The sequence below is a fragment of the Streptomyces sp. NPDC050548 genome (genome assembly GCF_044457385.1).
GTDB lineage: Bacteria > Actinomycetota > Actinomycetes > Streptomycetales > Streptomycetaceae > Streptomyces.
Map to the genome: position 1 here is coordinate 391,976 of NZ_JBITGV010000007.1, position 26,064 is coordinate 418,039.

Consider the following 26,064-nt stretch of genomic DNA (forward strand, 5'->3'; position numbering starts at 1 on the left):
TCACAATGTGCTGGGCTGTGGGGTCTTGGAGGTCAGGGGTCTCGGTGGCGACTCCAAATGGCTTGCGGCGGAAGTGTTGTGGCCGCTGACAGAGCTACCCGATCTGGAGCGGGAGCCGCAGGCGGACGGGGCGTTGGTCAGGATCACGGATGTCGGATGGTTCCCGCCGATGGGAGCTGACCCCGTCCGCTGGGGGCCGGATCGACGGTGGCCCGGTCGTCGCGGACGAGGGGCGGCTTGCGTGCGTCGCGGTCGGCTTCCCCCGGTCCGAGGTGCGGGACGGCATCCCGGACACGAAGGAGATCCGCGGCCACATCGAGAGGCTGACGGGACTCAAGTCCAGTGGGCTGATCACGGCGTACGTCGACCAGGTAGCCGTGCCCGGTGTCTGGGCGGGCGCGTCCGGGGCGGCGCTCTTCGCACGGGGGCGGCTCATCGGGGTCGTGACGGAGGATCACCCGAGCACGCTGGTTTCGCGGAGCAACCGGGCTGGCGCGTATCGGGTGTCGGGGGATGTGGCGCGGGCGATCCTGCTCTACGAACAGGCGTTGGCCCGCTGTCTTCGTGTACTGGGCGAGAACCACCCGACGACAAAGACCGTCCGCGCGAATCTCTCCGCCGCGCGCGCCCAACAGCCCTGACCTACGCCCCCGCCAACGCCAGCACCGCCCCCAACCGCCCCGCCTCCACAAACGGCGCCGTAACCGTAGGCTCGCTGTACCACCGCAACGGCCACGTGTTCCCGTCCAGCGCCGGAATCCCGATGTACGTGACGGTACGAGCGCCCCGGCCGCCGAACTGCTGCACACCCAAAGGCCAGTTGTGCCGGCGCACCTCTCCGGGCGCCAGCAGGAAGTACATCCACCGGAACCCGGCGGCCTCGCAGACGACAGGCCCGGCATCCCCGTCGGCGGCCTCGATGAGACGCGCGGCGACCCGTTCTCCCCGTACGCCTTCGATGCGTACGGCGTCGAAGTGGACCCCGGTGAGACGGAGTTGGTGACCGGACGCGGGGATCCAGTCCGGCAGGTGAAGTGAGTCGGTCATGGTCACACGGTGGCGTTTGCGAAGCTACGCTCGGTAGTGACTGAGGTGATACACGCCGGGGTGTATCGGTCGGAGGTTGGTGCTGTGCCTGGTCAGTCCAAAGCCAAGTCCATTCCGCCCGTGGCCTGGCGGTACAGCGGGAACCAGCTGAAGCGGTGGCGCACCAAGGCCAACGTGAGCCGGGAGCAGCTGGCCGCCGCCTCCAACTACTCGCCGGACACCATCAAGTCCATGGAGCAGGGCGTACGGATGCCGACGCCGCGCGTGCTCGACGTGGCCGATGGGATGTGCCGGGCCGAGGGCCTGTTGAGCGCGGCCAAGGACTACTTGCTGAGGGAGAAGTTTCCGGCGCGTGCGCAGGACTTCATGGAGAAGGAGCGGGAGGCGATCAGCCGGTGGTCGTACGAGACCACTCTGGTACCAGGGCTGTTGCAGACCGAGCCGTACGCACGGGCGCTCATCGAGAATCGCCTTCCGCCTCTGGACGAGGCGACGGTGGAGAAGCGGATTGCGGCACGAATGGAGCGGCAGGCCCTTCTCACGGGGTGCACACCGCCGATGGCCGTGAGCTTCGTTCTCTACGAAGCGGTTCTGCGCAGCCCCCAGGTGGACACCGAGCAACTGCACCGACTGCTTTGGACGTTCCGTCTGCGAAACGTCGTCTTGCAGGTGCTCCCCTTCGAACGGGCCATCAGCGACGCCCTCGTCGGGCCAATGGTCCTGTTGGAGACCTGCGACCACCAAAGGTTCGCCTTCACGGAAGGGCCGTTCGTCAGCGAGTTGTCGGCTGATCCGGAGGTTGTAAGCCGGGTGAGTGAGCGGCTTAGCATGATCCGCGCGCAGGCTCTGAGCCCTGCCGAGTCGGCCCGTTTCATCGAGCGGATGGTGGATCAGTCATGAGTGACAAGTTGACGTGGTTCAAGTCGAGTTACAGCGACAACGAGGGCGGCGACTGCGTAGAAGCAGCCATTCCCACCCCCCGAACCACCATCCACATCCGCGACTCGAAGAACCCCTCAGGCACTCAACTCACCGTCCCCGCCCCCGCCTGGACGGCGTTCCTCTCCGGAGTCTCCGCAGTTCACCCCGGAGCTTGAGCCCCGGGCTTCGAGCTCTTTTCTTGGGTTCTGGGCTGGGTGAAAACAACCCAACCAACCAAGCCTGTACGTGAGTTGAGGGGGGTTTAATCCGAACGGGTGACGTTTCGTGATCAGCTTGCGCCGCAAGGTAAAGCCGCTCTAGGTTCACGGCAAACAAGCAAATAGATCGGCCCCGGTCGGTGCGCCAACACCGGCTCCGGGGCCTAGACCTACGGATCGAAAGAAGCTCGATCGTGGCTTACGCCCAGCCTAGCCCCGCCCTGCCGTCCCCGTCGCACCCCATGGCCAAAACGGGCTACGGAAAACGCGCCACGGGTGACGAAGAACCGCACGCGGACCCGGACTTCGCACATCTGCTCCCGCGAGACGCCGAGATCGCCGTCTTCATCGACCACCTCGACAACGGCCACGCCATGGGCCACAAGGTGATCGCGGCCGAGCATCCCCGTTACGGCCAGCAGGCCTGCCGTACGTCGCTCAAGAGCCTCACCGAGGCCGGCCACCTGCGCTGGATCAAGGAACACATCACCGTCGAGGACAACTCGATGCGGTGGGTGACGCGGACGTACTGGTCGCGTACGCCCAGGTCGGCGCAGTGGTGGGCCGAGTTCGCGCGTGAGCGCCACGGCAGGGACGTCACGCACGACTACCAGCCGGGCCTGGCGAGGACGGAAGACCCGGCCCCTGCGCCGGAGCGCGAGAGCGAGAGCGAGACCGACGGGACGCCGGAGACGGACCCGACCCCGGAGACGGACCCGACCCCCGAGCCCAGCGCCGCGTACCGCGCTCTCGCTCAACTCCGCACCGCAGACCCCCGCATGTCCCTCTCCGAAGCCGAGTGCCGAGCCCTCGAACCCCTCGCCGCCGAGTGGTTGGCACGAGGCGCCACCCCGGCCGACATGGCCCGCGCGCTGACCGACGGACTGCCACCCACCATCACGAACCCGGGCGGGCTGGCCCGCACCCGACTGGAGACCAAGATGCCCCCGAAGAAGAACGACGCTGCCGAGACCCGCCCCCTCCGCGCCCGTGTGACCCGCGTGCTCATGGCCTGCGCCACCTGCGACGCCGACGAGCGGACGGCGAAGATCATCAACGGCATCTGTGAGGAATGCCGTGCGGAGCCTGAGATGAGCGAGGAGGAGATCAAGAAGGGGTTCGAGGAGATCGCCTACCTGGGAACCACGACGGCCCGCCTCCTGAAGCAGAAGCTGGAACGCCGTACGGGCGGGCCTGTGCCCGACACGTTCCGCCCCGTGCCGATCGAGGACCGCGTCCACTACCACTACCGAGACAACCGCGACCGCATCGCGAACGGCCTCCCGCCGAGGCGGTGGAATCCGTGACGGTCGGGAAGCGGCACGGAGGAGAGGGCGGCGGCGTATGAGCGTGCAGGACGTGCCGGTCGGGGCACTATGGAGTCGAGGAGGCGACGCCATGACCCCCAGGACCGAGCAGCAGCCCCAGATGTCCGTCGAGGAGTTCGAGCAGCTGGAACGCCATGCCCCCGAGACCGTGCGGCTGGAGTTCATCAAGGGGAAGGTCCAGGTCAAGCCCGTGCCGGACGGCAACCACACGGAGATCTACATCTGGCTACTGGAGCGGTGCATGCAACTGCGTCCGGACCTCCGGCTCTATCCGGAGCGGGGCCTCAAGACCGAGGCCTACCGCAAGGGACGCGCTCGCGCGGACGCGATCCTGATGCCCAAGGGCAGCCTCAAGGGGCATGGGGAGTGGTCCGAGGCCGACGGAGTGTTGATGGCTGTGGAGGTCACGTCGTACGACTCTGACACGAATCAGCGCGACCGGATCGAGAAGCCCGACGGGTACGCGGCCGCAGGCATCCCCGTCTACCTCCTTATCGACCGCGACGACTGCTCGGTCGTCGTGTTCAACCAGCCTGAGGACGGCCGCTACCGCCACGAGGAGAAGCTCCCCTTCGGCGCGACCATCAAGATCCCGGACCCCGTGAACATCACCCTGGACACCGACCCCCTCAAGGAGTTCGCCGACTGATCACAGCCCCCACACCCCCTTCCCCACCGCCGTCACCCCACCCGCCAACGCCAGCGTCAACACCAGTGCCCGCGCCCGCGGTTCGGGTATTCGCCCCGCCAACCCTCGCCCGATAACCCCGCCCACAACCATCGCGGCGCCCACCGCCACCCACCGCGCCCCGCTCAACGACGGCACCCCGTTCGCCGCCACCGAGAACGCGTTGACGACGACGCCGTAGAACTGGGCGTTGGGGACGAACTCCCGTACCGTCCAACCCGCGTTGACCGCGTACAGGGAGATCGGCGGACCGCCCACCCCCGCCGCCGCGTTCATGAAACCGCCCGCCGCTCCCGCCGCGACCGCACCGCGAGTGCCACGAAGCGCCGGCACCCGGGCGCCGCGCATCACCAACAAGACAGCCACCGTCACCAACCCGCCCATCACCAACAGCAGCACAGGCGGCGGCAGTTGGCGCGTCATCCACGCCCCCGCCGGCACCGTGCAGACCGCCGCCGCGCACAGCGGGACCATCGCGCGGGCCCGGACCTTGCGCCAGCCGCCCGCCAGGCCTACGACACTGATCGCACCGGCGGCGCAGTTCGCGAGGACGACGCCCTGCGTCGGGCCGAGGAGCAGCACCAGGGCCGGTACGGCTACCAACGCGAAGCCCATTCCCGTCAGCCACTGGACGGAAGAGCCGAGCAGAACGATCGCGGCCAGCAGCATGTCCCCCGTCATGGGGCAACATCATCCAGGGTCGGGGTGTAGCCCGCTACACCCTCACTTCGGGACTGGGCTCCCTCGTTGCGGCACCCGGGAAACGGGATCGTTGGACGCATGAAGAACTTCCTCTCCTCCAAGCCCGTCCTCTGGTTCCTCTTCCTCTTCAACCTGGTCGTCGCCGCGGTCGCACCCTTCGTGGTCGACGGAACGCAGGGCGTGATGACCGCCGTCGGCATGGGCGTCGTGGCCCTGGGTGCCGGTGTCAGTCTCGTCCGGGACCGTGGTCAGGCGGACACGGCGCGTTAATTGGAGCAGTCCTTCCTCGCTCCTGTACGTCCGCTGCACGGGCGCTAACCAGCGGAAAGCCAGTCTGGAGTCATCCCAAAACACACCAGTACAACTGGAGTTGAGATGACCCGCCGGACCATGAGCAAGCGTGCAGCCGCCGTCACCGTCACCACCGTCCTTGCCCTCGGTTCCCTCGGCACCGTCGCCGCGACCGCCGGGCCCCGGCACGACACCAAGCCCTCCAAGAAGCAGATAGCCGCCCTCTTCGACGGCTGGAACGCCGCGCTCAAGACCGGTGACCCGGAGAAGGTCGCCAACCGGTACGCGCCGGATGCCGTACTGCTCCCCACCGTCTCCAACAAGATCCGCACCGACCGCGCGGAGATCGTCGACTACTTCGAGCACTTCCTGCCGAACAAGCCGGTCGGCAAGAAGGTCGAGACGATCGTCAACGTCCTCGACAGCAACTCCGCGATAGACACCGGCATTTACGAGTTCACGCTCACCGACCCGGGCACCGGTGCCAAGCGGGTCGTCGAGGCCCGTTACACCTACGAGTACGAGAAGCGCGGCGGCAAGTGGCTGATCGTCAACCACCACTCCTCGGTGATGCCCGAAGGCTGATCGCGACAGCGAGTCCTCCGCCGGGCGCGTCCCGCAGGGTCACCGTTCCGCCGTCGTCCGTCACCAACTGCCGTACGACGGCCAGGCCCAGGCCCGAACCGGTGCGCCCGGTGAGGCCCTGGCCGCGCCAGAAGCGGTCGAAGGCGCGGGACTTGTCCGCGTCGGACATGCCGGGGCCCTCGTCCGTCACCGTCAACTCGACCTCGTCGCCCCGGGATTCGGAACGCACGGTGATCTTCGCGCCGTCCGGCGACACCTCCAGGGCGTTCGACAGCACGTTGTCCAGGACCTGTTCGAGATGACCGGGACTGGCCAGCACCAGCGGCCGGCCGTCGACAACACTCCCCCTGAGCGCGATCTCGACCCCGCGCTCGTCGGCGGCCGGTCTCCACACCGAGAGGCGTTCGGCCACGATCTCCCGCAGCGGCAGCGGTTCCGCCGCCGTCACCTTCGCCTCGGCCCGCGCCAGCACCAGCAGGCCGTTGACCAGTCGGCTCATCCGGACCACTTCGGCCGTCGCCTGATCGACGTCCTCCCGTACGAACTCGTCGTCCACACCGTCCGCGATGTTGTCCAGCGAGAGTCTCAACGCCGTGAGCGGGGTCCGGAGTTGGTGGGAGGCGTCGGCCACGAAGATGCGCTGCGAGGCGATGAGGGTGTCCAGGCGCTCGCCCGCCTGGTTCAACGTCCTGGCCAGCGTCTGCGTCTCGTGCGGGCCTGTCACGGGCGTACGTGCCGTCAGGTCGCCGTCGCTGAACTTGCTGGCCATGTCGTTGAGTTGGCGCAGGGGGCGGGTCAAGCGGCGGGCCACGAGCGCGCCCAGGCCGGCCGCCACCGCCAGGACACCCACCGCGAGGATCGCCCGGAAGCCCCAGATCTGCCAGAGCCGCCGGGTCAGGTCCGAGGTCGGGTACGTGATGCGTACGGCGCCCACCGTCTTGCCGTCGCGCCGCGCCGGTGCTGTCACCTCCAGCTTTCCGCCGCCCCAGTGCGTCGCGGTCTTGGCGCGTGACGCGGGGAGTACCTCGGCCGTCCCGGGGGTCTCCTGCGCGTACGCCACCACCATGCGGTCCAGCGCGGCGCGCGAGGCCGCGTCGCCGCTCAGCAGCAACGCCATCGTCTTCGCCTCGCGCCGCACCGACTGCTCGGTGTCGCCCCGGAGTTGGGCGGTCAGCGTGAAGGCGACCGGCACGGTGAACGCCGTCAGCGCCACGGCCACCAACAGGACGTAGCTGACGATCAGTTGCCGGATCATGAGGCCGGAGGCCCGTCTCCGGAGGAGGTGATCTCCAGGCGGAAGCCGACTCCCCGTACCGCCTCGATCGTGATCGCGCCCGCCAACTTCCTTCGCAGCGCGGCCACATGGACGTCCAGCGTCTTCGTCGGGCCGAACCAGTTCGCGTCCCAGACCGCTTCCATGATCTGCTCGCGCGACATCAGCGCGCCGGGCTCCTCGGTGAGGAACGACAGCAGGTCGTACTCCTTGGGGGCGAGCGGGATCTCCGCGCCGTCGAGGCGGACGCGGGCGGCCTTGCGGTCGATGGTGAGGCGGGTGCCGTAGGCGTCGGGGCCGGCCGCTTCCGAGACCGCCCTCGGCTGTGCGCGGCGCATCACCGCCCTTATGCGGGCGATGACCTCGCGGACACCGAAGGGTTTCGAGACGTAGTCGTCGGCGCCCAGTTCCAGGCCGACCACCCGGTCCGTCTCGTCGCTGCGCGCGCTGATCACGATGATCGGGACGTCGCCGCGGGCGCGCAGCGCCTTGCACACGTCGAGGCCGTCGGTGTCGGGCAGGCCCAGGTCGAGGAGGACGACGTCGTAGGGGGCGGAGTGGCTCAGCGCCGCGCCGCCCGTGGTGACCCAGTCGACCTCGAAGCCGTAGCGGATCAGTCCGCGTCGTAGGGACTCGGCGACCGGCTCATCGTCTTCCACCAGAAGTACGCGCACACGGCGCACCTTAGTGCGGGAAACCCGATTCCCGGCTGTCACCTGTGACGCTCGGCACTTTTCCCGCACCCTTGGATTGGGCATGCGCTGACCTGGGTGTCCGAAGCTTCCGGGTCTCACCATGCGATACCGCGGAAGCGAATTTCGGGCGCTCGTTAAACTGAGCCGACACACCAGGACTGAGCGAGGAGCGCACGTGGGCCTTGTCGTGCAGAAGTACGGAGGCTCCTCCGTAGCCGATGCCGAGGGCATCAAGCGCGTCGCCAAGCGAATCGTGGAAGCGAAGAAGAACGGCCACCAAGTGGTCGTCGTCGTTTCCGCGATGGGCGACACGACGGACGAGCTGATCGATCTCGCCGAGCAGGTATCTCCGATGCCCGCCGGGCGTGAGTTCGACATGCTGCTGACCGCCGGAGAGCGGATCTCCATGGCACTGCTGGCCATGGCGATCAAAAACCTGGGGCACGAAGCCCAGTCGTTCACCGGCAGCCAGGCAGGCGTCATCACCGACTCGGTCCACAACAAAGCCCGGATCATCGATGTCACGCCGGGGCGCATCCGGACCGCGCTGGACGAGGGCAACATCGCCATCGTCGCCGGGTTCCAGGGTGTGAGCCAGGACAAGAAGGACATCACCACGCTGGGGCGCGGTGGCAGCGACACCACCGCCGTCGCGCTGGCCGCCGCCCTCGACGCCGAGGTCTGCGAGATCTACACGGACGTCGACGGGGTGTTCACCGCCGACCCGCGGGTGGTGCCGAAGGCGAAGAAGATCGACTGGATCGTCTTCGAGGACATGCTGGAGCTCGCCGCCTCCGGCTCCAAGGTGCTGCTCCACCGCTGTGTGGAGTACGCCCGCCGTTACGACATCCCGATCCATGTGCGGTCCAGCTTCAGCGGACTTCAGGGCACCTGGGTCAGCAGTGAGCCGAAGCAAGGAGTCCAGCAGGTGGAGCAGGCCATCATCTCCGGTGTCGCGCACGACACCTCCGAGGCCAAGATCACGGTCGTCGGCGTGCCCGACAAGCCGGGCGAGGCCGCGGTGATCTTCCGGACGATCTCCGACGCCCAGGTCAACATCGACATGATCGTGCAGAACGTGTCGGCGGCCTCGACGGGGCTGACGGACATCTCCTTCACCCTCCCCAAGGCGGAGGGCCGCAAGGCCATCGACGCCCTGGAGAGGAACAAGGACGGCATCGGCTTCGAGTCGCTGCGCTACGACGACCAGATCGGGAAGATCTCGCTGGTGGGCGCCGGGATGAAGACGAACCCGGGCGTCACCGCCGACTTCTTCACCGCCCTGTCCGACGCGGGCGTCAACATCGAGCTGATCTCGACCTCCGAGATCCGCATCTCGGTCGTGACCCGTGCGGACGACGTCAACGAGGCCGTCCGCGCCGTGCACACGGCGTTCGGCCTCGACTCCGACAGCGACGAAGCCGTCGTCTACGGAGGCACCGGCCGCTGATGGCCACCACCGGAGCGACCGTGCGTCCGACGCTCGCCGTTGTCGGAGCGACCGGGGCCGTCGGCACGGTCATGCTCCAGATCCTGTCCCAGCATGCGGACATCTGGGGCGAGATCCGCCTGATCGCCTCTCCGCGCTCGGCCGGCCGCAAGCTGGCCCTGCGCGGGGAGCAGGTCGAGGTGGTGGCCCTGACGGAAGAGGCCTTCGACGGGGTCGACGTCGCGATGTTCGACGTACCCGACGAGGTCTCCGCCCAGTGGGCGCCCATCGCCGCCGCCAAGGGCGTGGTCGTCGTCGACAACTCGGGCGCCTTCCGGATGGACCCCGAGGTGCCCCTGGTGGTCCCCGAGGTCAACCCGCACAAGGTGCGCCACCGGCCGCGCGGGATCATCGCCAACCCGAACTGCACGACCCTGTCGATGATCGTCGCCGTGGGCGCGCTGCACGCCGAGTTCGGGCTGCGCGAGCTGGTGGTGTCCTCGTACCAGGCCGTCAGCGGGGCCGGGCGGGCCGGGGTCGACACCCTGCGCCAGCAGCTGGCCCTCGTGGCCGGTACGGACCTGGGCACCAAGCCCGGTGACGTGCGCCGGGCCGTCGGCGACAACACCGGGCCGTTCCCGGAGCCGGTGGCGCTGAACGTCGTACCGTGGGCCGGTTCGCTGCGCGAGGACGGCTGGTCCTCGGAGGAGATGAAGGTGCGGGACGAGACCCGCAAGATCCTCGGCCAGCCCGCACTGCCCGTCGCCGTGACGTGCGTCCGCGTCCCGGTGGTCACCACGCACTCCCTCACGGTCCACGCCCGCTTCCAGGGCGAGGTCACCGTCGACAAGGCGCGCGAGATCCTCGCCACGGCCCCGGGGGTCGTCCTCTTCGACGATCCGGCCGCCGGGGAGTTCCCCACCCCCGCCGACGTGGTCGGCACCGACCCGACCTGGGTCGGGCGGCTGCGGCGGGCGCTGGACGACCCGACGGCGCTCGAACTGTTCGTCTGTGGCGACAATTTGCGCAAGGGAGCGGCCCTCAATACGGCACAGATCGCCGAGCTGGTGGCGCGCGACCTCGGGTGAGAAGCGGACCCACCCGCTCCGCCCAGCCGTAAATCCGCTGGCCAGTGGCGCACGGGTTTGTAGGATCACTGTGCGCGATGTGGCCGGATTAATGGTTGGGACCACTTGAATCCAGCCACCTCCGCATCCGAAGATTTCACTCCCCGCTCTCCGCAACCGCGCGGTCGGCGGGGAGCGTCTTTGCGGACGCCCTTCAGCGGGCGCGGGGATGCGGCGAGGGGCGTGGGGACGCCCCGGCCTTTTTGTGACACAGGGGAAGAGCGGGTAGGCATGAGGGTGTTCGACGCACTATCGGTTGTGCTGCCTGACACCAGACGGGTGGGTGGACTGTTTGTTTCGTCTGACATAAATGTGACGGTCGACGCGTACAACCCCCGAGGGGGGAAGCGTGTCCAACTTGCGTGGCTCAGGTACTCGACTTCACTGCGGCACGCGGCACGGCCCTACGGCCTCCGCGTGGATCCCGTGCGCCCGGCGGCATGCCGGTGATCGCGCCGATGCCCGCAGCGCGGCCCGCCCGCATCCCGAACCAGCGCGAAGGTGTCGACGACACCGTCGCGGCCGGAACGACCGTCGACCACCTCACCGAGACCTATCGGGCGCACTACCGCTCGCTGCTCGGCCTGGCCGCGCTCCTCCTCGACGACACCGCCTCCTGCGAGGACGTCGTCCAGGAGGCGTTCATCCGGGTCCACTCGGCGCGCAAACGTGTCCGTGACCCCGAGAAGACCCTGGCGTATCTGCGCCAGACCGTCGTCAACCTCTCCCGCTCGGCCCTGCGCCGCCGCATCCTCGGCCTCAAGCTCCTCTCGAAGCCGATGCCGGACATGGCCAGCGCGGAGGAGGGCGCCTACGACCAGTTGGAGCGCGACTCCCTCATCAAGGCGATGAAGGGCCTCCAGCGCCGCCAGCGCGAGGTCCTGGTCCTGCGCTACTTCGCGGACATGACCGAGGCGCAGGTCGCCGAGTCGCTCGGCATCTCGCTGGGCTCGGTGAAGGCGTACGGCTCCCGCGGCATCGCCGCCCTCCGGATCGCGATGGAGGCCACGGCATGAGCGACAACGTCGACGGAAACGGCGCGCGTGGGCGGCGCGAGCCGGAAGTCCGGCGCGGTCCGACCTGGGCCCGCAAGGAAGAACCGAACGAATCGCACGCTGGGAACGGAATTGTGAACCACGGCCCCGACGAACAGAGCCCCACCGGGCCGAGCCTCGACGGGAACTCCGGAGGAGGCTCCGGAGGGGAGAACCCCGAGAACCCGGACGGCATCCAGGCCGCCGAGAGCCCGGAGGGCCCCGAGACCGTTCGGGGGCGCGACCCCGAAGGACTCGGGGGGCTCGCCGGACTCGCCGCGCAACTCGACGGACTCGGCGACCACGACACCGAGGGATTCGCCCCGGACGAGCTGGCACTGCGCCGCCTGCTGCACCAGGCGGTCCAGGAGGTCGAGCCCCGCGACGGGACACTGGAGCACCTGCGCAAGGCGGTGCCCGCCCGCCGGGCCCGCAAGCGCCAGGCCGTCGTCGGCATGGCCGCCGCCGCGCTCTTCTTCGGCACCGCCATCCCGGCCCTCGTGCACGTCTCGAACTCGACGGGTTCCGTCGACCCGTCCATGGCGGGCAACAGCTCACAGGCCCAGGGCGGCACCAGTCAGGGCAAGAACCCGGACGGGGGTTCCAGCACCTCGGGCGGCTCCTCCGGGCAGACGTCGGGACAGAACCCGGGCGGCCACAAGAACGAGGGCGGGGGCAAGAACCAGGGCGCCGGCACCGTGAGCGCCAACCCCTCGGCCAGCACCGGGACGGCCGCGCCCATCTGCGGCGCCACACAGCTCGGCTCCGCCACGTCGTCCGTGGCCGCCGCCGATACGGGGGGCATCGTCTACGGCACCTTCACCGTCACCAACACCTCCGGCACCAGCTGTACCGTCGGCGGGCCCGGCACCGTGGGATTCACCGCGCTGGGGGCCGCTGAGAGCAGCAAGATCTCCGTGACGCTGCACGCGGCGGGGGACTCGGCGACCGGCCTGCCCGACCCGTCGACGGAGCCCGCCGAACTGGTGCTGCTGCCCGGCGCCGCCTACCAGGTCAAGTTCGCCTGGGTGCCCTCGGAGACCTGCCCCACCAGCAGTGGCGGCAACAGCGGCGGCACCACCACCGGCGGCACCACGCCCAGCCCGTCGCCCTCGGAGGACGCCAGCACCACCAGCGGCTCCACGGCCGGTGACACGGGCACGTCCGCCCAGCTGCTCCCCGAGGACGGCACGCTCGACGGCAGCGTCCAGGTGTCCCTCACGGCGGAGGGCGGCTCGCCGGCGACCTCGACCGTCGTACCGAACGCGTGCGCGGGGACGATCTACCGGACGGGCGTGCTGTCGGCGTCGTAGGACGGCCGTCGGTCGTCGCAACAAGGCGCCGGTTGCCGGTCCACGGGGGACCCGGCGGCGGGCGTCAGACGGTGACGCGGGCCGCCTGCTCGCTCTCGTCCTCCGGCAGCAGCCCGAGTTCCGCGTCCCGCGCGAACTCCACCTCGCGGCGCAGCAGCCGGAACCACATGAAGACGACGAAGCCCGCGAAGACGAACCACTCGCCGGTGTAGCCCAGGTTCTGGAACGCCTTCAGGTCCAGGCCGGTGTTCGCCGGCGCGGTCGCCGGTACGGCCGTCATCCCGGAGTCGGCCCTGTCGAGCGTGATCCACGCGTCGTACACGGGGTAGGGCACCAGGTTCACCAGCGAGGCCGCGCTGATCGCCGCGGTCTGGCCGGACGGCAGGCCGCCCTGGGCGCTGACGCCGTTGTCGCCGGGCGTCTCGGAGGCCTGGAGCGAGCCGGTGACGGTGATCTCGCCGGTCGGTGCGGCCGGTGCCTTCGCCGCGTCGGGCGTGCCGGGGAGCCAGCCGCGGACCACGGGCAGCGCCTTGCCGTCGTCGGTGCGCAGCAGGGTGAGGACGTAGTAGCCGTTCTTCCCGTCCAACTGGCGGTCGGGGACGAGGAGTTGCTTGCCGTACCGGCCGGTCGCGGTGGTCTGCCGGCCCGAGGTGGCCTGGTCGACCGGCAGCAGTTCGGCGAGCGGGCGGGCGGTCTCCTTGCGGTCCGTCTGGACCTGCCTGGTGGCCTGGTGGCTGCTGTCCACGCGCGCCTGGAACCGGCTCAGCTGCCACGACCCCATGAAGATGCAGAAGGGGATGGCGAGCAGTACGAAGACGTTGATGCCCCACCAGCGCGATGTCAGCAGAAACCGGTACACGCCTTCCACGGTACGGGGCTGCCGCGAGGGCCTCGGCCCGGGGGTGGGCCCCAGGGTTCACCGGCCGTCGGCAATGCTCCGACCGGGACTTGGTCGAAGTTATCCACAGGCTGAGGATCCAGTCAGTGCAATGTCTGTGAGGGCGGGCAGTATGGGGCCATGACTGAGAGCAACGGGTCCGCGTACACACCGGACTGGGAGAAGCGCTTCAGGGCGCCCCGAGTGTCCCTGCCCGACTGGGCGGAGGACGCACCCGACCGTTCCCTGTTCGTGTCGAACGCGACAGGGACGTATGAGCTGTACGCCTGGGACCGGGCGACGGGCGAGCAACGCCAGGTCACGGACCGGCCGAACGGCACGACGGACGGTGTGCTCTCCCCGGACGGGGAGTGGATCTGGTGGTTCGACGACAAGGACGGCGACGAGTTCGGCGTCTGGCGCCGCCAGCCCTTCAAGGGCGGCCCCGACGAACCGGCCGTCCCCGGCCTCGAACCGTCCTACCCGGCCGGACTGGCCCTCGCGCGCGACGGCCGCACGGCGGTCGTGGGCCGCTCCACGGACGAGGACGGTACGACGATCCACCTCGCCCGCACCGGCGACGAGACCGCGCTGATCTACCGCCACCGCGAGTCCGCGGGCGTCGGCGACCTCTCGCACGACGGCTCGCTGATCGCCATCGAGCACACCGAGCACGGCGACGCGATGCACTCGGCGCTGCGCGTCCTGCGCCCGGACGGCACGGCGGTCGCCGACCTGGACGACACCAAGGGCGGCACCGAGGAGCTGGGCCTTGAGGTGCTCGGCTTCGCACCCGTCGAGGGCGACACCCGGCTCCTCATCGGGCATCAGCGGCGCGGCCGTTGGGAGCCGTTGGTGTGGGACGTGGTGAAGGGCGGCGAGACCGACCTGGCCCTGGACCTGCCCGGTGACGTGAGCGCCGAGTGGTACCCGGACGGCTCGGCCCTCCTCATCGCGCACAGCTTCGAGGCCCGCAGCGAGGTCTTCCGCTACGACCTCGCCTCGGGCGCCCTGGAGAAGGTGCCGACCCCGCCCGGTACGGTCTCCGGCGCCACGGCCCGCCCCGACGGCAACGTCGAGTACCTCTGGTCGTCGGCCGCCGAGCCGTCCGCCGTGCGCTCGACGACGGGTGAGGTCGTCCTGGACCCGCCCGGCCTGAAGTCACCGGGCTCGGTGCCCGTGGAGGACGTGTGGGTGGAGGGGCCGGGCGGCCGTATCCACGCCCTGGTCCAGAAGCCGGCGGGGGCGACGGGCCCCCTCCCCACGGTCTTCGACATCCACGGCGGCCCGACCTGGCACGACAGCGACTCCTTCGCGGCGGGCCCGGCGGCCTGGGTCGACCACGGGTACGCGGTCGTGCGGGTCAACTACCGCGGCTCCACCGGGTACGGGCGGGCGTGGACGGACGCGCTGAAGCACCGGGTCGGTCTGATCGAGCTGGAGGACATCGCGGCGGTCCGCGAGTGGGCGATCACGTCCGGTCTCGCCGACCCCGCCCGGCTGATCCTCACCGGCGGCTCCTGGGGCGGCTACCTCACCCTCCTCGGCATCGGCACCCAGCCCGACGCGTGGACGCTCGGCATCGCGGCGGTCCCGGTCGCCGACTACGTCACGGCGTACCACGACGAGATGGAGGCCCTGAAGGCCATGGACCGCACGCTGCTGGGCGGCACCCCCGAAGAGGTCCCCGACCGCTTCGAGGCGTCCTCCCCGCTGACCTACGTCGACAAGGTCACGGCCCCCGTCTACATCTCGGCCGGCGTCAACGACCCCCGCTGCCCGATCCAGCAGATCGACAACTACGTCGAACGACTGGAGAAGCGTGGCGCGGTCCACGAGGTGTACCGGTACGACGCGGGACACGGGTCACTGGTGGTGGACGAGCGGATCAAGCAGGTGAGACTCGAACTGGACTTCGCGGCAAGGCATTTGGGGGGAGTGGTGTCCGCTTAGCCGCGGGCAGTCGTGCCGCTGGGGCGGCACGGGTGGGCGCGGACGGCAACCCCGCAGCGCCGGGTTGCGGTCCCACCCCCGGCCGACCCCGGCGCAGGGCACCGTCACGTCCCGGCCCGCTCCCGAGGCCGCCGCCCCAGCAACTCCGCCAGCCCCCGCCGGGTCGCGGCAAGCACAACCCGGTCCGAGCCCCGCAGGACATACGTGTCGGGAAGGTCCCACATCAACCCCGACCGCCGTACGTCCTCCGACGCGTCCTGGTTGGCCGTGTCCAGGGCCAGCACCCGCCAGGACCCGGCCCGGAACGCCTCGGCGATCGTCCTGCCCTCCAGTTGGGGATGCCCGCCCACGGTCATCGCCGCGAACAGCAGCACCCGCCGCTCGACGGGGATCGCGCCCAGGATCTGCCGGCCCATCATCGCCCCGGCGAACGCGGGCGCGGCCAGATGGGAGACGCTCCGGCTCCGGGTGAGGGCACCGGGGTGGGCGGCGCGCAGGGTGCGGTACACGGCGGTCGCGAAGTCGTCGTCGTAGAGCCGGAGTACGACGCGCAGATCGGGCCGTACGGAGCGGGCGTAGAGCACGGCTTCGAGGTTGGTGGTGTCGGAGCTGGTGACCGCGAGCAGGGCGTGCGCGCGGTGGATCTTCGCGGACTCCAGGACGCCCTCCTGGGTGACGTCCCCGAGGATCACCGGCACCCGCAGCCGGCGGGCGACCGCGAGACCGCGGGCCTCGGGGTCGGCCTCGACGCACACCACGGGGATGTTGAGTTCGCGCAGCCGGGTCAGCACCCGGGTGCCGATCTTGCCGAGCCCGAGCAGCACCACATGCCCGCCGAGCCCGCGCGGCGGCTTGCGCAGCGCGGACGCCGTACGGAACGTGCCGAGGGCCTCAAGGACCGCGGCCAGCAGCACCGGCAGCATCAGCAACCCGACGAGACCGGACAGGAGTTGAAGGATCTGCCGGCCCAACGGCGCCCCGATCGCGGGGTCGTCGATCGCGAAGAGATCCAGCAGCGTCAGATAGAAGGCCCGCACGGGATGGATACCGGTCACCAGCCACAGCGAGACGGCGAGCGCGATCACGCACGCCACCATGCCCGCCAGCGACCAGCGCAGCCGCCGCGAGAAGAGGGAGGAGAAGGCCGGTACGACACCGCCCCCGCGTCCGCCCGGCAACTGCGGCCCGGCGTACGACACTTGCTCAAGGACGACGGTGCCGCGCCCGGTGGCCGAGGCGACCGCCGCCGCGTCGGGCAGCAGGCGCGGGCCCTGTTCGCCCATGCCCTCGGAGCCGTCCGCGCCGGCCGGGTCGCTGCTGGTGGCCGAGAGCAGGGCGAGCGTGGCGAGTCCGGGGTCGGCGACCTGCCCGGGCCCCGGCGGCGGCCGTTCCACCGCGCGCAGCAGCAGCCCGTCGGTCTGGACGACCTTGCTGGTGCCGGCGAGGGCGGTGGCGGCCAGCGCGGGCGCGGCGGTGTCGGCGTCGGAGAGGACGGTGGTGGAGGCGTCGAACCCCGTGACGGTGGCGTCCCCGGTCGCCAACGCGGCCGCCTGGTCGAGGAGTTCCTCGATGTGCTGGCCGAGGCGCCGGTTGTAGAGGCGGAGCACGAGCCGGATACGGGGGTTGAGGCGGCGGGCGGTGAGGGCGGCGCGGATGTTGGTCTCGTCGTCGTCGTGCACGAGGGCCAGCGCGGTCGCCCGCTCCACGCCCGCCTCCGCGAACACCGCCTCGGTCAGCTCGGGGACCTCCAACACCCGTTCCCCGCGCGGGGTTTCGGGGGCGGGCGGGGCGCCGTTGCCGTTCGCCCTGGCCACCGCCGCGTTGACCCGGTCGCGCAGCGCCACCGAGGCGGCACGCGCGCGGCCGACGACCGGCGGGCGGGAGTTGACCTCGGAGAGCGGTACGACGAGGGTGATCTGTTCGCCGTAGACCGTGCGCAGTTCGGCCGCGAGCCGGTGCGCGAGCGCGTCGTCGCCGCACACCACCATGTGTGCCCGAGCGGTGCCCGGCGGGGTCTGATGAGGAACGCTGCTCGCCACGAGGGGAAAGACTGCCCCAAGGAGGCGGGTGGTTCCAGTATTCCGCTGAACACCCGTGCCCCGACTGCCGTATGCAGAGAGAGGGAGCAAAACTCGCGAAACCCCGCACCCGCCGGAGGTAGCACACCCGTGGCCATCACCACCGAACCAGCCGCGCCGACCACGGAGACTCCGCCGACCCCGGAAGCACCCCCGGAAGCATCCCCGGCGGCACCCGCTCCGGCGAAGGACGGCTGGCAGCTCAACTCGCCGCTCGTGCTGACCATGGTGCTGCTCCTGGTGGTGCTGGCGCAGGCGCCGATCCGTACGGCCCTGTCCGCGCCCGTGATGCAGAGCTGGATGACGGTGTTCGTGGCCGTGGTCGTGCAGGCGCTGCCCTTCCTGGTGCTGGGCGTGCTGCTGTCGGCGGCCATCGCGGTGTTCGTGCCGGCCACATGGTTCACCCGCGCGCTGCCCAACAACCCCGTGCTCGCCGTACCGGTGGCCGGGATGGCGGGCGCGATCCTGCCGGGCTGCGAATGCGCGTCCGTGCCCGTGGCGGGGGCGCTGGTGCGCCGGGGTGTCACCCCGGCGGCGGCGATCGCGTTCCTGCTCTCCGCCCCGGCGATCAACCCGATCGTGCTGACCGCGACGGCCGTGGCGTTCCCGCGCAACCCCGAGATGGTGCTCGCCCGGTTCGTCGGCAGTCTGCTCGTGGCCTGTGTGATGGGCTGGCTGTGGACGCGGCTCGGCCGCACCGACTGGCTGAAGCTGCCCGCGCACGAGCCGCACGCGGGGGAGACCAAGGGGGCCGCGTTCTGGGGCTCGGTGCGGCACGACGTGATGCAGGCCGGCGGGTTCCTGGTGCTCGGCGCGATGTCCGCGGCGACGCTCAAGGCGGTGGCACCGGCGAGCTGGCTGCGGACGGCGGCCGACAACCCGGTGGTGGCGATCCTCGCCCTCTCGATCCTCGCCGTACTGCTGTCCATCTGCTCGGAGGCGGACGCGTTCGTGGCCGCCTCGCTGACCCAGTTCTCGCTCACGGCGAAACTCGCGTTCCTGGTGGTGGGACCCATGATCGACCTGAAACTGTTCGCCATGCAGGCGGGCACGTTCGGGCGCGGCTTCGCGATGCGCTTCGCGCCCGCCACCTTCGTCCTCGCCATCGCGGGCGCGGTCGTCACCTCGGCGGTGCTCCTGTGAGCCGGCAGGCACAGGCGGCGGTCCTGTTCCTGATCGGCACGGCCCTGCTGCACGCCGGCCTCACCAACCTCTACCTCCGCTACGTCAAGGCAGGACTCCAGCCACTGCTGCTGCTCTCCGGCGGGGTGCTCATCCTGGCGGCACTGGCGACGGCCTGGTACGAGTGGCGGCGGGCGCGGGCGGAGAAGGCGGCCCACGCAGATATTCCGGTGACGGACGACAGCCACGAGCCCGGTCATGGTCACGTACACCGCGAACCCCGCATCTCCTGGCTCCTGTTGCTCCCCCTCTTCGCCCTCATCCTGGTCGCCCCGCCCGCCCTCGGCTCCTACAGCGCGGTCCGCACGGGCACGGCCATCCAGCAGCCCTACGGCCTCTCCAAGCTCCCCGCCGACAACCCGCTCACCATCGGCCTGGTCGACTACGCGACCCGCGCGGTCTACGACCACGGGCACTCCCTCGGCACCCGTCAGCTCAAGGTCACCGGCTTCGTGGCCCTCGACAAGTCCGGCGCCCCCTACCTCGTGCGCATGGCCCTCAACTGCTGTGCCGCCGACGCCCAGCCGGTGAAGATCGCCCTGACCGGCAAGATCCCGCCGGTCCTGCAGCCCGACACCTGGCTGCTGGTCACCGGCACCTACTCCGCCAAGCAGACCAAGGACCCGGTCAACAACCGCCCCATCCCCTACTTCCAGGTCACCGAGGCCAAGCCGGTCCCGACCCCGAAGGACCCGTACGACGAGAGCTGGAACCAGTGACGTCGTAGGGCGCAGGGGGACCCCGCTCCAAGCCGTGTCGTGGCCCGCGGGCGTACCGTGAAGAGACCGAGGATTTCTCGCGCACCGGATCGCGCCGGTGCCGTCCTCGGCGAAGGACGACGCCGGGGCGGACCTGTCCGCACCCGGGGCAGGACTCGCCCCATGACCGTGAATGTGCCCGGTCGGCCGATGACCGCGGACCTCGGCAGGCACGGCGGTGCGGACGCGCGCGGCGCTGCGGACACGCGCTTCGGTGCCGACGCGGCCCAGGGGGAGAAGTCGTGGTCGCCCGGCCGGGAGCGCGGCCCGTCCCCGCGGCAGGGGGACCGGCTCCGCCCGCTCAGCCGACGCCAGATCGAGGACCGGTTCGATGACCTGGGCGATCTGTACGAGGAGACCTCCGGCGGCCACCGCGCCGGGACCCGCTCCCGCGCCGAGTTCCTGCGCCGGCTCGCGGGCGATGTCCGGCGGCCCGGGTTCACCCTGCTGATCGCCGAGAACACCACCCTGACGGCCTTCGCCTACGGCTTCCCCGTGCGCGGCGCCGATCCGTGGTGGCAGGGGTGCGACACCCGCCTTCCCCGGACCGTGCGCGGTCTCGCGGTCACCGGCGGGCTCTTCGCCGTCTCCGGGATCGTCGTCCCGCCCCGTGTGCGCACCCACTACCAGGACCGGGACTGGAACCTCGCCCGGCGCCTGCAATGCCGGCTGCTCGACGATCACGCGCCGGCCCTCGGCGTCACCCTGGTGCCCGCCGGCGACACCGAGACGCTGACGGCGTACCGGGCCTGGGGCTGGCGGGACGTCGTGGCGGAAGTGCGCGATCCGCGGCCGCCCGCCGGGGCCTGCCGGGTCCTGCTGCTGGGCCGCTGAGCGCGTCAACCGGCGTCCACGGGCGTCAGGACATCTGTGCTCGCCGCGACAGAGATTCCCCGGGTGCGACTAGAGTTCCCGTAGGGGGAAACACGCTCCCCTGCGGCGGGCCTTCCCTCTCCGGTGGTCCGCAGGAAAGGTGTACATGCCCGCAGAAAGCCAGCAGCCCGCGGCCGACCGGCTCGACGACGACGACTACCCCGCCTACACCATGGGCCGGGCCGCCGAGCTGATCGCCTCCACGCCCGGATTCCTCCGGTCGCTGGGCGAGGCCGGGCTGATCACGCCGACGCGGTCGGACGGCGGTCACCGCCGCTACTCGCGCCATCAGCTCCGTACGGCCTCCCGCGCCCGCGAGCTGGTCGACCAGGGGACGCCCATCGAGGCCGCCTGCCGCATCATCAGCCTGGAGGACCGGCTGGACGAGGCGCTGCGCGTCAATGAGGAGCTGCGTCGTTCGTCCCATCGGTAGAAAATCTGATGTCGGCGAAACAGAAATTCACTGTTTCGAGCGGCGCTTTTCGAACCCATTTACGCCGCCGCGGAAATGGGTTCCGTGCTAGGCTGACTTCAGTTGCAGTTGTGGTTGCCAATTTTGAACCGGTTCTCCGGGCAGGTGATCATCACGGCGATGGAGGAGATTCGTAAAGTGCGGATCTCGTGCACTGCCTAGGAGTTAAGACATGGCCACCGGTACCGTGAAGTGGTTCAACGCGGAAAAGGGCTTCGGCTTCATCGAGCAGGACGGCGGCGGCGCTGACGTCTTCGCCCACTACTCGAACATCGCCACCCAGGGCTTCCGCGAGCTGCAGGAAGGTCAGAAGGTGACCTTCGACATCACGCAGGGCCAGAAGGGCCCGCAGGCGGAGAACATCGTTCCCGCCTAAGCACGCGAAGCTGCGAAACAGGGGCCCGCACCTTGGGTGCGGGTCCCTTTTCGTATCTGCTCATTTACCCGCTGTTCCCTCTGCCGTTCTACGGCCACCCGCTGTTCTTCGGCCGTTCTCCGGCTTCCCTGTTTTCCCCGAGGAGAAATCCTCCCCTCTCCTCCCGCTCGAACCCCTTGGTGAGGCACCATGCGCTGCGTGATCGCCCGTTACCCCTTCGATCTGACGAAGAGCGAGGTGGAGGAGATGCTCAAGGGCATCCGCCCGGAGCAGCCCGTCAGCGGCCCCTGCGCCGTCATCAGCCGCAAGCTGTACCCGGTCAAGCAGGTCGGCGAGGTGATCACCAAGCAGGATCGCCGTGACTTCACCGCCTTCGAGGTCACCCGGGCCCTGACCCGCCTCGGCTTCACCTGCCACGAGACGCCGCCGGCACCGGCCACCCCCGCGCCCGCCGCACCGTCCGCCGAGTCCGGGTCCGACTCCGGCCCCGAATCGACGTCGTACATCGGCACCACTCTGGGCTGACGCCTCCGCCCCGCACACCTCCGCATCCCCCAAGCGACCACGCCGCCGACGAATCATCCGGGCGCGGGGTCGCTTTTTTCTGCGCCGAACGGCTTGCCTCACAGTTCCTTGTCCGGCCAGTCCAGCAGCCGCGCGCCGATCACCGCCGTCTGGAGCGTGTACCGCTGGCCGGGGTCCGCCGGGTCCGCGCCGGTCAGTTGGTGGATGCGTTCGAGGCGATACGTCAGGGCGCGGACGCTCAGGGAGAGCCGGCGGGCGGCCTCCGCTGCCACGCAGCCGCAGTCGAAGTACGTCGAGAGCGTGTCCAGCAGCGGTCGCGGGCCGCCGCGCGCCTTGGTGAGCGGGCCCAGCGCGTCGAGGACCAGGTCGGCCATCGCCTGCCGGTCGCGGGTGAGCACCGGGTAGACCAGCAGGTCGGCGGCGCGCAGCAGCGGGCCCTCCAGGGTGAGCCGCTCGGCCAGTTCGAGGGTGTTCAGGGCCTCCTCGTACGACTGGACGATCCCGCCCGCACCCGGCTGCGGCCGGCCGATCGCCACCCGGGTGCCCTCCGCCGCCGCGTACGACTGCTTGGCGAAGTGGGTGAGGACGTCGTCCTGGTCGCCGGGCGCGACGCACAGCATCCGGCCGGCCTTCGTGGTGAGCAGGATGTTGCGGTCACCGAAACGGCTGATCATCGCGCGCTCCACCTGACGCGGAACCGGCGCGCTCTCGTCGTAGGGCATCGGCCCCTGGACGACGGCGACGGCGTGCGAGTGGGACAGCCGCAGTCCGAAACGCTCGGCGCGTTCGGCGAGCCGGCCCAGACCGCCGCGGCCGTAGAGCAGATCGTCGATGAACTCCCGTCGGGCCGCCTCCTCCTGGCGTACGGCGACTCGCTGGGCGCGTTCGTAGCCCTCGGCGAAGGCGTCGACGACCTGGTGCACCGCGGCAAGTGTGCAGTCGGCGGCGCCGGGAGTCTCCGGCCAGGCCGCGCGGGTGGCGGCGAGATGGGCGTTGACCAGGGCGCGCAGTCCGTGTCCGGCCTCGGCCGCGTGTTCGCCCAGGGCGCGGCGGGCCTCCAACTCGGCCCGGGTCAGGCGCCGTCCGGTGACCGCGACCTCCGCCAGGAGTTGCGCGTACCCCGCCAGATACTGCTCAGGTATTCCGCGCTCCGGCAACGCCGCCCCCTGTTTTCTTGACGCCCTGGTGACGCTTTCTTAGCGCGTCACCGGCATCAAGACCCTAATGAACACTGCCGGGTTCCGGCAATGCGCGGGCGTGCACCCCGCGTGCACCATGGCGCCAGGGGAGCACCGCGGATGGTTCGGGTGCCGGACACCGGCAGGTTTCCGGCACCCGAACCGCGATCCGGGCGTCCCCGTCGACAGTCGGGCGAGTAAGGGAACGGGGGGCCGGGATCATGGGGGCGTTCATCGCTGCCGCGACCGGTTTTCCCACCGTCGTCTTCACCGCGGCGCTCGTCGTGGTCGTCCTCTACTGGCTGCTGGTCGCGCTCGGCGCGGCCGACGCGCACGGCCACGGCCACGGTCACCTCCACTCCCGCGCGCACTCCGGTGGCCGATGGCTCGGCGGGGTCCCGGTGACCCTCGCCTTCTCACTGTTCGTCGCCGTCGGCTGGCTGATCAGCTTCTGCGCGAGCGTGCTGCTCGTCCCCTCGGGCCCGGCCGGCGTCCTGATCGGGGCGGCCGTGCTGATCGGCGCGGGGTACGCCTCCTGGCAGGCGACCAAGCTGCTCGTACGGCCGCTGCACCGCCTGTTTCCCGACGAACACGGGCCGTCCCGGCTGGACTTCGTCGGGCTGACCTGCACGATTCGCACCGGGCGGGTGGACGCCGACTTCGGGCAGGCCGAGGTCAGGGCGGCGGACGGCTCGGCCGCGACGGTCCAGGTCCGGCAGACGGGCAACGACGCCCTCGCCGGCGGCAGCACCGGACTGCTCTACGCCTACGACGAACCCGGCGAGTTCTTCTGGGTCGCGCCCTACGACAGCGCGCTGGACCCGAGGACCGGACCCGGCACGACGGGATAGGCCGCCAACTCCGGCCACCCGCACGCCCATCGGTCTCCACTCGCTGACCTCTGCCTGCTTGTCGATCACCCTTCTCTCCTCAGAGGACCCATGTCATGAACGCCATCACCGTGGGCATCGGTGTGTTCGTCGCCGTTGTCCTGCTCATCGCGCTCGCCCTGCTCCTGCTGGTCGGGCGGCTGTTCCGGAAGGTGGAGCAGGGGCGGGCGCTGATCGTCTCCAAGACGAAGAAGGTCGACGTCACCTTCACCGGCGCGGTCGTTCTGCCGGTGCTGCACAAGGCCGAGTTCATGGACATCTCCGTGAAGACGATCGAGATCCGCCGTACCGGGCGCGAGGGGCTGATCTGCCAGGACAACATCCGGGCCGACATCCACATCAGCTTCTTCGTGCGGGTCAACAAGACCGTCGAGGACGTCATCAAGGTCGCGCAGGCCATCGGCACCCAGACCGCGAGCGACCCGGTGGCGATCCAGGACTTCTTCGCCGCGAAGTTCTCCGAGGCGCTCAAGACCGTGGGCAAGCAGCTGGACTTCGTCGATCTCTACACCAAGCGCGAGGAGTTCCGGGACCGGATCATCCAGGTCATCGGCACCGACCTCAACGGCTACCACCTCGACGACGCGGCCATCGACTTCCTCGAACAGACCCCGATGACCCAGCTCGACAACCAGAACATCCTGGACGCGCAGGGCATCCGCAAGATCACCGAGCTGACGACGATCGAGCACGTCCGCACCAACGAGTTCCAGCGCACCGAGCAGAAGGAGATCACCCGGCAGAACGTCGACGCCCGGGAGACCATCCTGGAGCTGGAGCGCCGGCAGGCCGAGGCGGAGATCAAGCAGCGCCGTGAGGTGGAGGTGCTGCGGGCGCGCGAGGAGGCCGCCACCGCGAAGGTCCAGGAGGAGGAACGGCTCGGCGCCCAGGCCGCGTTCCTCCGTACCGAGGAGCAACTCGGCGTCCAGCGCGAGAACCAGGCCCGCGAGATCGCCGTGGCGCAGAAGAACCGCGAGCGGGTCATCGCCGTGGAGAACGAGCGCATCGAGAAGGACCGGCTCCTCGAAGTCATCGCCCGCGAACGGGAGACCTCGCTGTCCGGGATCGCCCGCGACAAGGAGGTCGAGGTCGAGCGGCGCGAGGTCGCGGACGTGGTCCGGGAACGGATCGCCGTGGACCGTACGGTCGCCGAGCAGGAGGAGGCCATCAAGAAGCTGCGGGTGGTCGAGGAGGCGGAGCGCACCCGGCAGGCGGTGATCATCGCCGCGGAGGCCGAGGCGCAGGAGAAGCTGGTCAAGGACATCAAGGCGGCCGAGGCCGCGGAGGCCGCCGCCAAGCACCGCGCCGGAGAGCAACTCACCCTCGCCGACGCCCGGTTGAAGTCCGCCGACCTCGACGCCCGCGCCAAGCTGCGCCTCGCGGAGGGCATCCAGGCGGAGGCCGCCGCGGCCGGACTCGCCGAGGTCCAGGTCCGCGACAAGGAGGCCGAGGTCACCGTGAAGGCGGGCCGCGCGGAGGCCGAGGCCACGGGGGCGCGGCTGCGGGCGGAGGCGGACGGCACCGAGGCCCGGCTGCGCGCGGAGGCGGAGGGCACCCGGGCCATGGCACTCGCGGAGGCCGAGGGCGCGCAGGCCAAGGTGCTCGCGCAGGCCGAAGGCGTACGGGCGAACGCGCTCGCCGAAGCCACCGGTATCGGCGAGAAGCTCAAGGCCGAGGCGGAGGGCCTCACCGAGAAGGCCGCCGCGATGGCCGCCCTCGACGACGCCTCGCGCGGCCACGAGGAGTACCGGCTGCGGCTCCAGGCCGAGAAGGAGATCCGGCTCGCGGGTCTCGACGTGCAGCGGCAGGTCGCCGAGGCGCAGGCCACGGTCCTCGCGACCGGTCTGGAGAACGCCGACATCGACATCGTCGGCGGCGACACCGTCTTCTTCGACCGGCTCGTCTCCGCGGTCTCGTTCGGCAGGAGCGTCGACGGCTTCGTCCAGAACTCCGATACGGCACAGGCGTTGGCGCGCCCGTGGCTGGACGGTACGTCGAACATCGCCGAGGACCTCGGGCGGGTACTCGGCTCGGTCTCCACGGCCGATGTGCAGAACCTCACCGTGTCCGCGGTGCTGATGAAGCTGATGCGGACGGACACGGCGAACGCCGGTCAGCTACGGCAACTGCTCGACAAAGCCGGTGAGTTGGGCCTCGCGGACACCCCGCTGACCGCGCTCAACGGGCACCCGGCGAAGGCTTGACGCCTGGCGAAAGCCTGACGGCCGGCCAGGGCTCGACGCCCGGCGAG

Annotated in this window: 27 protein-coding genes; 20 read left to right on the forward strand and 7 right to left on the reverse strand. The window is 70.2% G+C overall.

Annotation, left to right across the window (positions count from 1 at the left end):
- Window positions 1–149 precede the first annotated feature (149 nt).
- On the forward strand, window positions 150–641 hold the full coding sequence (locus ACIBJH_RS22240) for a tetratricopeptide repeat protein (RefSeq protein ID WP_399118568.1): 492 nt from the start codon (window positions 150–152) through the stop codon (window positions 639–641).
- 1 nt (window position 642) lies between these two features.
- Here ACIBJH_RS22240 and ACIBJH_RS22245 read toward each other — a convergent pair whose 3' ends face one another.
- Window positions 643–1,053: a hypothetical protein gene (locus ACIBJH_RS22245; protein WP_399118569.1), complete on the reverse strand. Its 411-nt coding sequence runs from the start codon at window positions 1,051–1,053 to the stop codon at window positions 643–645.
- Between the two features lie 78 nt (window positions 1,054–1,131).
- Here ACIBJH_RS22245 and ACIBJH_RS22250 point away from each other — a divergent pair, with 78 nt between their 5' ends.
- The 4 genes from ACIBJH_RS22250 (at window position 1,132) to ACIBJH_RS22265 (ending at window position 4,163) form a co-directional block, all read left to right on the forward strand.
- The gene (locus tag ACIBJH_RS22250; RefSeq protein ID WP_399118570.1) at window positions 1,132–1,947 is read left to right on the forward strand and encodes a helix-turn-helix domain-containing protein; all 816 of its coding nucleotides are present in this window, start codon (window positions 1,132–1,134) and stop codon (window positions 1,945–1,947) included.
- The gene (locus tag ACIBJH_RS22255) at window positions 1,944–2,144 is read left to right on the forward strand and encodes a DUF397 domain-containing protein (RefSeq protein WP_399118571.1); all 201 of its coding nucleotides are present in this window, start codon (window positions 1,944–1,946) and stop codon (window positions 2,142–2,144) included. Before ACIBJH_RS22250 ends, ACIBJH_RS22255 begins: the two co-directional genes overlap by 4 nt.
- Before the next feature lie 284 nt (window positions 2,145–2,428).
- A complete protein-coding gene (locus ACIBJH_RS22260) occupies window positions 2,429–3,493 on the forward strand; it encodes a hypothetical protein (RefSeq protein WP_399118572.1) in 1,065 nt (354 codons plus the stop codon).
- A gap of 91 nt (window positions 3,494–3,584) precedes the next feature.
- Complete coding sequence (locus tag ACIBJH_RS22265; RefSeq protein ID WP_399118573.1) at window positions 3,585–4,163, forward strand: Uma2 family endonuclease; 579 nt, start codon at window positions 3,585–3,587, stop codon at window positions 4,161–4,163.
- On the opposite strand, the gene ACIBJH_RS22270 is transcribed toward ACIBJH_RS22265, so the two are convergent.
- Entirely contained in the window at window positions 4,164–4,883 is a 720-nt protein-coding gene (locus ACIBJH_RS22270) for a TSUP family transporter (protein ID WP_399118574.1), read from the reverse strand.
- A gap of 99 nt (window positions 4,884–4,982) precedes the next feature.
- Between ACIBJH_RS22270 and ACIBJH_RS22275 the strand changes: the two genes are divergently transcribed.
- Window positions 4,983–5,174: a hypothetical protein gene (locus tag ACIBJH_RS22275; RefSeq protein ID WP_399118576.1), complete on the forward strand. Its 192-nt coding sequence runs from the start codon at window positions 4,983–4,985 to the stop codon at window positions 5,172–5,174.
- Between the two features lie 105 nt (window positions 5,175–5,279).
- Window positions 5,280–5,780 carry an SgcJ/EcaC family oxidoreductase gene (locus ACIBJH_RS22280; RefSeq protein WP_399118577.1) on the forward strand — a complete coding sequence of 167 codons (501 nt, stop codon included), beginning with the start codon at window positions 5,280–5,282 and terminating at the stop codon, window positions 5,778–5,780.
- On the opposite strand, the gene ACIBJH_RS22285 is transcribed toward ACIBJH_RS22280, so the two are convergent.
- Both ACIBJH_RS22285 and ACIBJH_RS22290 read right to left on the reverse strand, forming a co-directional pair.
- Complete coding sequence (locus ACIBJH_RS22285) at window positions 5,746–7,035, reverse strand: ATP-binding protein (protein ID WP_399118578.1); 1,290 nt, start codon at window positions 7,033–7,035, stop codon at window positions 5,746–5,748. The genes ACIBJH_RS22280 and ACIBJH_RS22285 overlap by 35 nt on opposite strands.
- Entirely contained in the window at window positions 7,032–7,727 is a 696-nt protein-coding gene (locus ACIBJH_RS22290) for a response regulator transcription factor (protein WP_399118579.1), read from the reverse strand. Before ACIBJH_RS22290 ends, ACIBJH_RS22285 begins: the two co-directional genes overlap by 4 nt.
- A gap of 196 nt (window positions 7,728–7,923) precedes the next feature.
- On the opposite strand from ACIBJH_RS22290, the gene ACIBJH_RS22295 reads away from it, so the two are divergent.
- The 4 genes from ACIBJH_RS22295 to ACIBJH_RS22310 all read left to right on the forward strand — a co-directional run bounded on the left by ACIBJH_RS22295 (window position 7,924) and on the right by ACIBJH_RS22310 (window position 12,651).
- The gene (locus tag ACIBJH_RS22295) at window positions 7,924–9,198 is read left to right on the forward strand and encodes an aspartate kinase (protein ID WP_399118580.1); all 1,275 of its coding nucleotides are present in this window, start codon (window positions 7,924–7,926) and stop codon (window positions 9,196–9,198) included.
- Window positions 9,198–10,265 (forward strand): aspartate-semialdehyde dehydrogenase, encoded by a 1,068-nt coding sequence (locus tag ACIBJH_RS22300; protein ID WP_399118581.1) that lies wholly within the window; start codon window positions 9,198–9,200, stop codon window positions 10,263–10,265. Before ACIBJH_RS22295 ends, ACIBJH_RS22300 begins: the two co-directional genes overlap by 1 nt.
- A 479-nt stretch (window positions 10,266–10,744) precedes the next feature.
- Complete coding sequence (locus ACIBJH_RS22305; protein ID WP_019070324.1) at window positions 10,745–11,320, forward strand: SigE family RNA polymerase sigma factor; 576 nt, start codon at window positions 10,745–10,747, stop codon at window positions 11,318–11,320.
- Window positions 11,317–12,651: a hypothetical protein gene (locus tag ACIBJH_RS22310; protein ID WP_399118583.1), complete on the forward strand. Its 1,335-nt coding sequence runs from the start codon at window positions 11,317–11,319 to the stop codon at window positions 12,649–12,651. The genes ACIBJH_RS22305 and ACIBJH_RS22310 overlap by 4 nt, the downstream gene beginning before the upstream one ends.
- A gap of 64 nt (window positions 12,652–12,715) precedes the next feature.
- Here the strand turns inward: ACIBJH_RS22310 and ACIBJH_RS22315 are convergent, their stop codons facing one another.
- A complete protein-coding gene (locus tag ACIBJH_RS22315) occupies window positions 12,716–13,510 on the reverse strand; it encodes an SURF1 family protein (protein ID WP_399118584.1) in 795 nt (264 codons plus the stop codon).
- A 159-nt stretch (window positions 13,511–13,669) separates the two neighbouring features.
- Between ACIBJH_RS22315 and ACIBJH_RS22320 the strand changes: the two genes are divergently transcribed.
- Window positions 13,670–15,481 carry a prolyl oligopeptidase family serine peptidase gene (locus ACIBJH_RS22320; protein ID WP_399118585.1) on the forward strand — a complete coding sequence of 604 codons (1,812 nt, stop codon included), beginning with the start codon at window positions 13,670–13,672 and terminating at the stop codon, window positions 15,479–15,481.
- 104 nt (window positions 15,482–15,585) lie between these two features.
- On the opposite strand, the gene ACIBJH_RS22325 is transcribed toward ACIBJH_RS22320, so the two are convergent.
- Entirely contained in the window at window positions 15,586–17,469 is a 1,884-nt protein-coding gene (locus tag ACIBJH_RS22325; protein ID WP_399118621.1) for an NAD-binding protein, read from the reverse strand.
- Between the two features lie 180 nt (window positions 17,470–17,649).
- Here ACIBJH_RS22325 and ACIBJH_RS22330 point away from each other — a divergent pair, with 180 nt between their 5' ends.
- The 6 genes from ACIBJH_RS22330 to ACIBJH_RS22355 all read left to right on the forward strand — a co-directional run bounded on the left by ACIBJH_RS22330 (window position 17,650) and on the right by ACIBJH_RS22355 (window position 21,745).
- Window positions 17,650–18,702 (forward strand): permease, encoded by a 1,053-nt coding sequence (locus tag ACIBJH_RS22330; RefSeq protein ID WP_399118586.1) that lies wholly within the window; start codon window positions 17,650–17,652, stop codon window positions 18,700–18,702.
- Window positions 18,699–19,460, forward strand: a complete 762-nt coding sequence (locus tag ACIBJH_RS22335; RefSeq protein WP_399118587.1) for a TIGR03943 family putative permease subunit — start codon at window positions 18,699–18,701, stop codon at window positions 19,458–19,460. Before ACIBJH_RS22330 ends, ACIBJH_RS22335 begins: the two co-directional genes overlap by 4 nt.
- Before the next feature lie 162 nt (window positions 19,461–19,622).
- Entirely contained in the window at window positions 19,623–20,333 is a 711-nt protein-coding gene (locus ACIBJH_RS22340; RefSeq protein ID WP_399118588.1) for a hypothetical protein, read from the forward strand.
- A gap of 145 nt (window positions 20,334–20,478) precedes the next feature.
- Complete coding sequence (locus tag ACIBJH_RS22345; protein ID WP_019070316.1) at window positions 20,479–20,805, forward strand: MerR family transcriptional regulator; 327 nt, start codon at window positions 20,479–20,481, stop codon at window positions 20,803–20,805.
- Window positions 20,806–21,016: 211 nt separating this feature from the next.
- Window positions 21,017–21,220 carry a cold-shock protein gene (locus ACIBJH_RS22350; protein WP_019063123.1) on the forward strand — a complete coding sequence of 68 codons (204 nt, stop codon included), beginning with the start codon at window positions 21,017–21,019 and terminating at the stop codon, window positions 21,218–21,220.
- 189 nt (window positions 21,221–21,409) lie between these two features.
- Window positions 21,410–21,745, forward strand: coding sequence for an SCO5918 family protein (locus tag ACIBJH_RS22355; RefSeq protein WP_399118589.1), 336 nt, complete (start codon window positions 21,410–21,412; stop codon window positions 21,743–21,745).
- Window positions 21,746–21,843: 98 nt separating this feature from the next.
- Here the strand turns inward: ACIBJH_RS22355 and ACIBJH_RS22360 are convergent, their stop codons facing one another.
- Window positions 21,844–22,902: a PucR family transcriptional regulator gene (locus ACIBJH_RS22360; protein WP_399118590.1), complete on the reverse strand. Its 1,059-nt coding sequence runs from the start codon at window positions 22,900–22,902 to the stop codon at window positions 21,844–21,846.
- Window positions 22,903–23,144: 242 nt separating this feature from the next.
- Between ACIBJH_RS22360 and ACIBJH_RS22365 the strand changes: the two genes are divergently transcribed.
- Window positions 23,145–23,774, forward strand: a complete 630-nt coding sequence (locus tag ACIBJH_RS22365; RefSeq protein ID WP_399118591.1) for a hypothetical protein — start codon at window positions 23,145–23,147, stop codon at window positions 23,772–23,774.
- 95 nt (window positions 23,775–23,869) lie between these two features.
- Window positions 23,870–26,017 carry a flotillin family protein gene (locus ACIBJH_RS22370; RefSeq protein WP_399118592.1) on the forward strand — a complete coding sequence of 716 codons (2,148 nt, stop codon included), beginning with the start codon at window positions 23,870–23,872 and terminating at the stop codon, window positions 26,015–26,017.
- Window positions 26,018–26,064 lie beyond the last annotated feature (47 nt).

Coding starts and splice junctions, on each gene's coding strand:
- ACIBJH_RS22355 (WP_399118589.1), top strand. CDS start 21,410: ATGCGCTGCGTGATCGCCCGTTACCCCTTCGATCTGACGAAGAGCGAG.
- ACIBJH_RS22265 (WP_399118573.1), top strand. CDS start 3,585: ATGACCCCCAGGACCGAGCAGCAGCCCCAGATGTCCGTCGAGGAGTTC.
- ACIBJH_RS22310 (WP_399118583.1), top strand. CDS start 11,317: ATGAGCGACAACGTCGACGGAAACGGCGCGCGTGGGCGGCGCGAGCCG.
- ACIBJH_RS22275 (WP_399118576.1), top strand. CDS start 4,983: ATGAAGAACTTCCTCTCCTCCAAGCCCGTCCTCTGGTTCCTCTTCCTC.
- ACIBJH_RS22240 (WP_399118568.1), top strand. CDS start 150: ATGTCGGATGGTTCCCGCCGATGGGAGCTGACCCCGTCCGCTGGGGGC.
- ACIBJH_RS22340 (WP_399118588.1), top strand. CDS start 19,623: ATGACCGTGAATGTGCCCGGTCGGCCGATGACCGCGGACCTCGGCAGG.
- ACIBJH_RS22280 (WP_399118577.1), top strand. CDS start 5,280: ATGACCCGCCGGACCATGAGCAAGCGTGCAGCCGCCGTCACCGTCACC.
- ACIBJH_RS22350 (WP_019063123.1), top strand. CDS start 21,017: ATGGCCACCGGTACCGTGAAGTGGTTCAACGCGGAAAAGGGCTTCGGC.
- ACIBJH_RS22285 (WP_399118578.1), bottom strand. CDS start 7,035: ATGATCCGGCAACTGATCGTCAGCTACGTCCTGTTGGTGGCCGTGGCG.
- ACIBJH_RS22270 (WP_399118574.1), bottom strand. CDS start 4,883: ATGACGGGGGACATGCTGCTGGCCGCGATCGTTCTGCTCGGCTCTTCC.
- ACIBJH_RS22320 (WP_399118585.1), top strand. CDS start 13,670: ATGACTGAGAGCAACGGGTCCGCGTACACACCGGACTGGGAGAAGCGC.
- ACIBJH_RS22255 (WP_399118571.1), top strand. CDS start 1,944: ATGAGTGACAAGTTGACGTGGTTCAAGTCGAGTTACAGCGACAACGAG.
- ACIBJH_RS22370 (WP_399118592.1), top strand. CDS start 23,870: ATGAACGCCATCACCGTGGGCATCGGTGTGTTCGTCGCCGTTGTCCTG.
- ACIBJH_RS22345 (WP_019070316.1), top strand. CDS start 20,479: ATGCCCGCAGAAAGCCAGCAGCCCGCGGCCGACCGGCTCGACGACGAC.
- ACIBJH_RS22365 (WP_399118591.1), top strand. CDS start 23,145: ATGGGGGCGTTCATCGCTGCCGCGACCGGTTTTCCCACCGTCGTCTTC.
- ACIBJH_RS22300 (WP_399118581.1), top strand. CDS start 9,198: ATGGCCACCACCGGAGCGACCGTGCGTCCGACGCTCGCCGTTGTCGGA.
- ACIBJH_RS22325 (WP_399118621.1), bottom strand. CDS start 17,469: ATGGTGGTGTGCGGCGACGACGCGCTCGCGCACCGGCTCGCGGCCGAA.
- ACIBJH_RS22305 (WP_019070324.1), top strand. CDS start 10,745: ATGCCGGTGATCGCGCCGATGCCCGCAGCGCGGCCCGCCCGCATCCCG.
- ACIBJH_RS22260 (WP_399118572.1), top strand. CDS start 2,429: ATGGCCAAAACGGGCTACGGAAAACGCGCCACGGGTGACGAAGAACCG.